At 48.0% G+C, this 6,241-nt stretch carries 6 protein-coding genes; all 6 read left to right on the top strand.

The window, feature by feature from the left end; translation table 11 throughout:
- A partial coding sequence (locus ACTHMC_RS22070; protein ID WP_440416464.1) for a bifunctional GNAT family N-acetyltransferase/carbon-nitrogen hydrolase family protein occupies positions 1 to 1,407 on the top strand: 1,407 nt, incomplete at its 5' end.
- Between the two features lie 129 nt (positions 1,408 to 1,536).
- The gene (locus ACTHMC_RS22065; RefSeq protein ID WP_440416463.1) at positions 1,537 to 2,397 is read left to right on the top strand and encodes a helix-turn-helix domain-containing protein; all 861 of its coding nucleotides are present in this window, start codon (positions 1,537 to 1,539) and stop codon (positions 2,395 to 2,397) included.
- Positions 2,398 to 2,493: 96 nt separating this feature from the next.
- The gene (locus ACTHMC_RS22060; RefSeq protein ID WP_440416462.1) at positions 2,494 to 3,282 is read left to right on the top strand and encodes an alpha/beta hydrolase; all 789 of its coding nucleotides are present in this window, start codon (positions 2,494 to 2,496) and stop codon (positions 3,280 to 3,282) included.
- Positions 3,283 to 3,568: 286 nt separating this feature from the next.
- Positions 3,569 to 3,922, top strand: coding sequence for a hypothetical protein (locus ACTHMC_RS22055; protein ID WP_440416460.1), 354 nt, complete (start codon positions 3,569 to 3,571; stop codon positions 3,920 to 3,922).
- A gap of 38 nt (positions 3,923 to 3,960) precedes the next feature.
- On the top strand, positions 3,961 to 4,827 hold the full coding sequence (locus ACTHMC_RS22050) for a helix-turn-helix domain-containing protein (RefSeq protein WP_440416458.1): 867 nt from the start codon (positions 3,961 to 3,963) through the stop codon (positions 4,825 to 4,827).
- Positions 4,828 to 4,902: 75 nt separating this feature from the next.
- Positions 4,903 to 6,240 carry an amidohydrolase gene (locus ACTHMC_RS22045; RefSeq protein ID WP_440416457.1) on the top strand — a complete coding sequence of 446 codons (1,338 nt, stop codon included), beginning with the start codon at positions 4,903 to 4,905 and terminating at the stop codon, positions 6,238 to 6,240.
- Position 6,241 lies beyond the last annotated feature (1 nt).

Below are 6,241 nucleotides of genomic sequence, written 5' to 3'. Positions count from 1 at the left end.
ACCACCTTCCCTGAAGGGCAACTGGGGGTTATGCTGAACACCACGCTGGTAGCCTCTTCCAGCGCGTTGCTCCTCAACTTTGATGAGTTTTCCGTCAACCACTCCTGGTTGGAGATCACCGGCAACGGTACACTAAGCACCCACAATCCGCTCGGGGATACCCTCTATGGTATCGAGATCATGGTAGATCCCAGCTACCGCAATATGAAACTGGCGCGCAGGTTGTATGAAGCCAGAAAGAAACTGGCGCGCGAGCTCAACCTCAAACGCATTGTGGTGGGTGGGCGGCTTCCCAATTATCACCTGCACTCCGATGAGATGGACATCCGGGAATACGTGCAGCATGTGATGGACAAAAAGATCTTCGATCCTGTACTCACCACCCAGCTGTCAAATGGATTTACCCTCAAAAGGATCATCCGTAATTATCTTCCGGGTGATAAGGAAAGTGGCGGCTTTGCCACTTTCATGGAATGGGTGAACCTGGACTATCAGGCCGAAGGCGAACAGGAGTTCAACACCTACGTGCGCGTATGCGCCGTGCAGTACATGATGCGGATCGTAAGCAGCTTTGAAGAGTTTGCTCAACATTGCGAATACTTCATCGATGTGGCCGCCGACTACAAAAGCGATTTTGTGCTCTTCCCCGAAATGCTCACCATGCAGCTGCTGTCCTTCCTGCCCAATAAAAGGCCAGGAACGGCTGTACGCCAGTTGTCGGCATACACCAAACAATACGAGGAATTTTTCCGCAACATGGCCATCAAGTACAATACCAATATCATTGCAGGCTCACATCTGAGTACGGAAGAAGATGATGAACTGTACAATATCTCTTATCTCTTCAGGCGAGACGGCAGCTTCGATAAACAATACAAGCTTCATATCACGCCACATGAAAAGAAATGGTGGGGTGTGAAGCCAGGCAATAAAGTGGAAGTTTTTGATACTGACTGCGGCAAGATCGCTATTTCCATTTGTTATGATGTGGAATTTCCTGAGCTCTGCCGTATCGCTACCAGCAAGGGGGCGCAGATCATCTTCGTTCCTTTCAATACGGATGACCGGAGATCGTATAACCGTGTACGTTATTGCGCGCAGGCGCGTGCCGTGGAGAACCAGGTGTACATGGTGCTGGCGGGTGCTGTGGGCAACCTGCCACAGGTAGACAACCTGGATATCCAGTATGCGCAGAGCGCCATCCTCACTCCGTCAGATGTGGAATTCCACCGGGATGCCATTGCTGCCGAAGCGGAAGCGGGTGACGAGACCCTGATCTACCAGGACCTGGATATGAACCTGATCAAACGAAACAAGCTGGCAGGGCAGGTTCGTACCTGGCTCGACAGGCGTGATGAACTGTACCGCATCCATTATTTTGAAGATGGGAAGGAAAAGATCCTCTGATCCATTGCATGGCAAATGAAGGTCAATCAGGGAAGCTGAAGCGGGTAGCCATAAAAGAACCGCCCTTGATGAGTTTTGCTATTTTACTACAGTTCCCTAATTTTAGCGCTGCCCTTATTCTTCCAAAATATGAAGCTGATCATCAAAGACGACAAGACAGGCGGCCATCTGGCGCTTATTCACCAGGAACCGGCATTCGACCGCCTTTATCTCGGCAGGGACAGGACCAATAAACATTTTACCATTGCCTGGAACCCGGGCCCTGCACAGAAAGTCACCATCGACGGAGATGAATTTGAATTTCCTGCCAATACACTGCTTACGTTATTATTCGATCAGTCGTTCCACTTTGAAGATGCCTCCGTGATCATTGCCTGGCAATTCAACCGGGAATTCTATTGCATTCTGGATCATGACAGTGAAGTGAGTTGCGTGGGTTTCCTTTTCGGAAACACTGATCACCTGTTCATCAGTCTCGGTACAGACGCGCAACAGCGTTTAAAGCTCCTCTTCGATATCTTCAGCGAAGAACTGAAAACGAATGATACCATTCAGAATGAAATGCTACTGGCCCTGCTGAAGCGGCTCATCAAATTCATTACTGGGCTGGCTAAAGCGGAATTCGTTCCAGAGGCGCAGCTGAAAGACGAAAAATTCAGCATCATCCGGAAATTCAATTTGCTGGTGGAGGCTAATTTCAAAACGGAAAGGTCGGTCAGCTTCTACGCTTCACAGTTGTTTAAATCACCTAAAACATTGTCCAATCTCTTCGCTATTTATAACCACAAATCGCCCAGTCAGGTTATCCAGGAAAGGGTACTGATAGAAGCAAAGCGACTGCTGGCTTACACTGACAAGCCTGTAAAGACCATTGCCTGGGAGCTTGGCTTCGAGGATATGCCACATTTTTCCAATTTTTTCAAGAAACAGGCCCAGGTTTCGCCACTGGATTTCCGGAATAACCGGCTGGTTCCCGAAGCCGGGAAATAATTACAACTAACCGGGAAAATCACACATTCTCCAGGCACGTTTCAGGTTGCAACTTTGTACTGTTGATCGCAAACAAAAAAATCAACTACAAAAAATATGAAAAAGCAATCTTTAGCCAACACACTGAAAAGCGGACTGATCGCAGCAACCATGACCTTTACAGCTACCACCGCAGTTGTAACTGAAACACAGGCCCAGCAGGTAAAAAACGTAGTACTGGTACACGGTGCTTTTGCGGACGGATCAGGATACAGGAACCTTTATACTGAGCTCACTAAAAAAGGTTACAATGTAACCGTAGTTCAAAACCCGCTCTCTTCCCTGGAAGCAGATGTGGCAGCTACCAAATACGCCATCGACAGGCAGGACGGCCCGGTGATCCTGGCGGGACATAGCTGGGGTGGAGTAGTGATCACAGAAGCAGGTAACCATCCCAAAGTAGCAGGACTGGTATATATTGCAGCCTTGCAGCCAGACAAAGGTGAATCCGGTCTCAAATGGATCCAGACCGCGCCTCCGGCACCTGAGAACGGCATTACGGCTCCCGATGAAAATGGTATCGTATATTTTGAGAAAAGCAAGTACCATGCAGGCTTTGCTGCAGACATTCCCAAAGAACAGGCCGACTTCATGTATGCATCACAGGGAACTTTCTATGCAGCAGCATTCGCTACTCCTGTAACCAATGCTGCCTGGAGGACCAAGCCCAGCTTCGGTATCGTAGCCACCGAAGACAAAGCGATTGTTCCGGAAATTCAACGCAACATGTACAAACGCGCCAATACAAAGATCACAGAGATCAAAGGCAGTCACGTAGTATTCATTTCACAACCGGCAAAAGTAGCCGCAGTGATCATCGATGCTGCAAAATCTGTTAGCAAATAAGCAATCCATATAAACAGGTTATCAGGGCCGGCCTCATAAGGCTGGCCCTTTCTGTTTCGCAGTGCCTGGTCGCGTCCCGCGAGTGACTTCTATTTCGTCGCCTCCGGCGCCACCAGTGAACCGGTTTTCAACTATTTCCCCGACAAACAAAACAGGCATCAAAAACTGCGATTGGGATAGGCAATAATGTGTATTCAAAACCTTCCGATAAAAAGTAATCCACTTTATAACATTTCATATGCAACGATGGAATTATTTACCGGGTCATTCCACAAATCAACAACATATGAAATGGAAAATTCTTTTACTGATTGTTTCCATCAGCAGCATGGCAGCCTGCAAGAAAAACAATGATTCAGGATTGACTGGTAAATATGTAGAAGTGACGCCAGTTGAGGGGCGCAGCTATCTGAAGTTCCTGCCTGGTGGCCTGATGGTACGTGGAGAAAATAACACTGATTACAGAGACACCTTCTCTGTAAAATTTTCACTCAATACCATAACATTGACTCATAAATCGAATTATGGAGGAGCAATAAAACATGAATTCAGAAAGATCGATGACCGTTCTTTCGAAATTGAAAATATGCTACCCCAGATCCCCGAAGCACCGAAATCATTTATGCTTTTCAGGAAATGATTACATAAACAGTAACTTCATGGCACAATCTCACTGCCATGCCCACTGCTTCCGGAAAAAAGAAGAAAGAAAAGATCCCAGTGCTCGGCATCCGGGAGTTTTTCTCTGACCAGCAGGCAGAGCCGGACTTTCAATACCATGAGATCACAGGCAAAAGACTGATCGATAAATTTCACAAGCACGATTTCTTCCTCTTCCTTCTTTTTGAAAAGGGAAGCGGCATCCATACCATCGACTTCACCGATCATCCTGTTACTGACCACCAGGTTCACCTGCTGTTCCCGCACCAGGTGCATAAATGGAAACTGGGGCCGCGCACCAAAGCATTCCAGCTGATGATCAGTAAAAGGATCTTCGAAACTTTTTCCACTTCTCTGGATTTTTCCTTCGTGCAGTTCCAGGGCCATCCTGTTGTGAACCTGTCCGCCAGTGCATTTCAGCAATTGCTGAATGAGTTCAGGCAGGTCCATGCTGAACTGCAACGCAAGCCTGTGAGCTGGGAGCTCATCTACCTTAGAAGCACCATCATTGCCCAGCTGGTAAAGCGGGAAGCGGAACAGAAATGGGAAGTCATGGAGCTCTACCGCGCAAAGCCCGCCCTGTACAAATTCCTCTCCCTGGTGGATACTCATTTCAGGGAGGAGAAGTCGGTTGCTTTTTATGCACGACAACTGCATATCACGCCCAATTACCTCAATATCCTCTGCCAGCGTCATTTTCATGTACCCAGTATGTTTTTTATACAGAAGCGTATTACCCTGGAAGCCAAACGCATGATCCTTGCTTCGGAAACTTCTCTCAAAGAGATCGCCTTTGAGCTTGGTTTCACAGACCCGGCCTATTTCTCCAATTTCTTCAAGGCGCAGACAGGTACATCTCCAAGGGAGTTCAGGGGGGAGTTATAAATTTTACAAGTATTGGGATAAATCCTGCATTCTGTAGCAGTATGCCTTTGCTAACTTTGGTCAAAACTGAGCGGCATGAACGAACAATCAATATCAAGGAAGAGTTTTATCAGGAATGCGGCTACGCTGGTAGCCGGTAGTGGCGGTCTGATGCTGGCGCCCGCCGCACTGGCAGGAGAAACAATAAAATCTACAAATCCGGAAATGGATAAAAAGAAATACAGCCTGAAAAATGTACGTCTGGAAACAGGCTTTGAATTTGAAGAGGGTGAAGTAACGGGTACTACCACTGAGCTTTTCCTTGTTCAGATCGCTGATGGAAAGATCAAAGCCGTGCTGCCCAATGATGCGGCGGCAGATGCCATCGACGCCAAAGGCCTGCTGATGCTGCCTGTATTTAAGGACATGCATATTCATCTCGACAAAACATATTATGGAGGCCCCTGGAAGGCGAGGCTGAAAAAGGACAGGTCGGTGAAAGACATGATAGCGCTGGAGGAACGCATAATTCCTGAACTGCTGACCACATCAACTTACCGCGCGGAGAAGATCATTGAACTGTTACAGCAGAATGGCTCCGGCTTTGCCAGAAGCCATGTGAACATAGATCCCACTTCCGGGCTCAACTCTTTAAAGAATCTGCAGAAAGCACTGGAAAACCGCAAAGGCAGCTTCGCCGCAGAACTGGTGGCTTTTCCGCAACACGGGTTATACTATAAGCCATCCACGCATCTGATGCGCGAAGCTGCTCAATTGAACATCGATTTTATCGGGGGGCTGGACCCGCAGTCGATCGACGGCGACATAAAAAGAAGCATCGATTTTACGGTAGACCTGGCGCTGGAATTCAATAAGGGCATCGATATCCACCTGCATGAAGGCGGGGAGAGCGGGCTGAAAACCGTTGAATACCTCATTGAAAGGGTCAGTGCCTACCCGGAACTGAATGGAAAAACATTCCTCAGTCATTGTTTTGTGCTGGCGCGGCTGGATAAACCCAAAATGGATGCGCTGGCGGATAAAATGGCCGCAGCAGGAGTGGGCATCGTTTCCACTATTCCATTTGGCGGCACCATCATGCCCATTCCCACGCTCTACCGTTACGGGGTAACCGTACTTACAGGGAATGACAGTATCATCGATCACTGGAATACATTCGGCTCGGGCAGTGTGTTGCAGAAAGCAAATATGATGGCGCAACTTTATGGCTATGTTACCGAATTTGAATTGAACAGAAGCCTGAAACTAGCCACCGGCAACCTTCTTCCGCTTGATGATAAAGGGAAAAGACAATGGCCGAATCCTGGTGATGCAGCTTCCGTGGTACTGGTAGATGCAAGCTGCTCCGCCGAAGCGGTGAGCAGGATCTCATCTGTACGCTCACTCATTCATGATGGAAATATAGTGTTCTGAG

This window comes from Pseudobacter sp. (assembly GCF_051955275.1).
In the GTDB taxonomy this organism is placed as follows: Bacteria; Bacteroidota; Bacteroidia; order Chitinophagales; family Chitinophagaceae; genus Pseudobacter.
This window is presented reverse-complemented; position numbering and strand designations above follow the sequence as displayed.

Bases quoted from the DNA above. Each gene is read 5' to 3' on its own strand.
- ACTHMC_RS22065 (WP_440416463.1), top strand. From the start codon at position 1,537: ATGAAGCTGATCATCAAAGACGACAAGACAGGCGGCCATCTGGCGCTT.
- ACTHMC_RS22060 (WP_440416462.1), top strand. From the start codon at position 2,494: ATGAAAAAGCAATCTTTAGCCAACACACTGAAAAGCGGACTGATCGCA.
- ACTHMC_RS22055 (WP_440416460.1), top strand. From the start codon at position 3,569: ATGAAATGGAAAATTCTTTTACTGATTGTTTCCATCAGCAGCATGGCA.
- ACTHMC_RS22050 (WP_440416458.1), top strand. From the start codon at position 3,961: ATGCCCACTGCTTCCGGAAAAAAGAAGAAAGAAAAGATCCCAGTGCTC.
- ACTHMC_RS22045 (WP_440416457.1), top strand. From the start codon at position 4,903: ATGAACGAACAATCAATATCAAGGAAGAGTTTTATCAGGAATGCGGCT.